Origin of the sequence: Motiliproteus sp. MSK22-1 (assembly GCF_001968815.1) — a bacterium.
Taxonomy (GTDB): domain Bacteria; phylum Pseudomonadota; class Gammaproteobacteria; order Pseudomonadales; family Balneatricaceae; genus Motiliproteus.
On the sequence record NZ_MIEQ01000003.1, the window covers coordinates 1 to 319 of the forward strand.

1 protein-coding gene is annotated in these 319 nt (G+C 45.8%); it reads right to left on the bottom strand.

All coding sequences use genetic code 11. The annotated features are described in order from the left end of the window. Positions 1-319, bottom strand: a 319-nt coding sequence (locus BGP75_RS00015) for an IS30 family transposase (RefSeq protein WP_143820933.1), incomplete at both ends; no start/stop codon positions are given.

Consider the following 319-nt stretch of genomic DNA (forward strand, 5'->3'; position numbering starts at 1 on the left):
TCGCTAACTCCATACCTCGGTCCCAAGTTAAAGACTTTCTATACTGTTTCGGCATTTTCTTAAATGTGGTCAGCAAGGCCTGATGAACAGACGCAGCATCCTTACCCGCAAGTTTTAAGATAATTGTGAATCGAGACTTCCTGTCAACAAGTGTAGCAATGTGAGTATTTCCAGAGCCCGACACTAAGTCTCCCTCCCAGTGGCCTAGTGACTTCCGATTGTCGATATTCTTCGAGCGTTCGTGAATCGATACACCGTTAACGATATTGATAAACCCTCTGTCTCCGCTTCTTGTATGAAAGCGACTGTGGCGCATAGG